This window comes from Streptomyces sp. NRRL S-31, from assembly GCF_000718775.1.
Classification (GTDB): Bacteria; Actinomycetota; Actinomycetes; order Streptomycetales; family Streptomycetaceae; genus Streptomyces.
Map to the genome: position 1 here is coordinate 1 of NZ_JOCB01000212.1, position 1819 is coordinate 1819.

The 1819-nt window shown below is 71.5% G+C and carries 2 protein-coding genes and 1 pseudogene; all 3 read left to right on the plus strand.

The features are described from left to right. The coding region (locus IF37_RS0138210) for a transketolase family protein (protein WP_030754281.1) at window positions 1–975 on the plus strand (975 nt) is incomplete at its 5' end. A gap of 206 nt (window positions 976–1181) precedes the next feature. Next, window positions 1182–1427 carry a DUF2630 family protein gene (locus IF37_RS0138215; protein WP_030754284.1) on the plus strand — a complete coding sequence of 82 codons (246 nt, stop codon included), beginning with the start codon at window positions 1182–1184 and terminating at the stop codon, window positions 1425–1427. Between the two features lie 195 nt (window positions 1428–1622). After that, window positions 1623–1819, plus strand: a pseudogene (locus tag IF37_RS0138220) (glucose-6-phosphate dehydrogenase); the annotation flags it as partial.

A 1819-nucleotide genomic window follows, 5' to 3' on the forward strand; every position in this document is an offset into this window, starting at 1 on the left:
GCGTCCGGCAAGGTGCTCCAGGCGCTCGGCGCGGTGATCCCCGAGCTGTGGGGCGGCTCCGCCGACCTCGCGGGCTCGAACAACACCACCATCGACAAGAAGTGGTCGTTCCTGCCGGTGGGCAACCCGCTGCCGGGAGCCGACCCGTACGGCCGTACGGTGCACTTCGGCATCCGCGAGTTCTCGATGGCCGCGGAGATGAACGGCATCACGCTGCACGGCAACACCCGCGTCTACGGCGGCACCTTCCTGGTGTTCTCCGACTACATGCGCAACGCCGTCCGGATGTCGGCGCTGATGCGGCTGCCGGTGACGTACGTGTGGACGCATGATTCCATCGGCCTCGGCGAGGACGGTCCGACCCACCAGCCGGTGGAGCACCTGGCCTCGCTGCGCGCGATCCCGGGCCTGAACGTCGTCCGCCCGGCGGACGCCAACGAGACCGCGATCGTCTGGGCCGAGATCCTGAAGAGGCACGCCACGCACCCGGCTCCGCACGGGCTGGTGCTGACGCGTCAGGGGGTGCCGGTGTACCCGTCGGACGAGGACGCGGCCAGGGGCGGCTACGTGCTGTTCGAGGCCGAGGGCGGCCAGGCGCAGGTGATCCTGATCGCCACCGGTTCCGAGGTGCACGTGGCCGTGGAGGCGCGTGAGCAGCTCCAGGCCGACGGGGTGCCGACCCGCGTGGTGTCCATGCCATCGGTGGAGTGGTTCGAGGAGCAGCCGCGCGAGTACCGCGAGCGGGTGCTGCCGCCGGCCGTGAGGGCCCGCGTCGCCGTCGAGGCCGGCATCGGCCTGACCTGGCACCGCTACGTGGGCGACGCCGGACGCGTCGTCTCCCTGGAACACTTCGGTGCTTCCGCCGACGGCGCCCTGCTCTTCCGCGAGTTCGGTTTCACCGCGGAGAACGTGGTCGGCGAGGCACGCAGATCCCTCGCCTCGCTCCGCCAGGACACACACGGCGCACGGCACTGACCCCGGCTCGCCCCTGTTCCGGGCGCCGCGCCACGGCGGACGACTTCACGAGGTCCGGCCGCCCGGGGGAGCGGGGCGGGCGCCGAGACCCTCCGGAGAGCGCTCCGGTGGACCTGCCTCAGCGCGGCGTACGGCTGGTGATTACGCCGTAATCACCAGCCGACCGCCGTGCCGGCTCAACGAGAAACGACCGAGAAGGAGGAGCCATGCAGAACCAGGAGATCCTGCACCGGATCACCGAGATGGCCGAGGAGGAGCGACAGTTGCGCGACTCCCTGACGGAGCGCGGGGCGGGAGACCCGGCCGAGCACAGCCGGCTGGGCGAGCTGGAACGGGAACTCGACCAGTGCTGGGACCTGCTGCGGCAGCGGCGGGCCCGGGCCGAGTTCGGGCAGGACCCCGAGGCGGCGCATGTGCGATCGCAGTCCGTGGTCGAGAACTACCAGTCCTGAGCCCGGGACCGATGTGTGCGACAGCCGCTGCGGAGCCTGCGGCCCACCGGGCCGCGGGCCGTACGGCCGAGGCACTGACGATCCCTTGTCCGATCTGACCATTCACCAGGGAGATACCGTGCACATGCCCTGCCGGGGCAGGCACCCGTCACACACCGGCCGGACCGCGGCCGCCGCGCCGGGAGGTCCTGTCTCATGAGCCGTTCCAGCAACCCGCTTCGTGACCCGGCCGACCGGCGGCTGCCCCGCGTCGCGGGGCCGTCGGGTCTGGTCATCTTCGGTGTCACGGGCGATCTGTCGCGCAAGAAGCTGATGCCCGCGGTCTACGACCTCGCCAACCGGGGTCTGCTGCCGCCGGGTTTCTCGCTGGTGGGTTTCGCCCGCCGCGACTG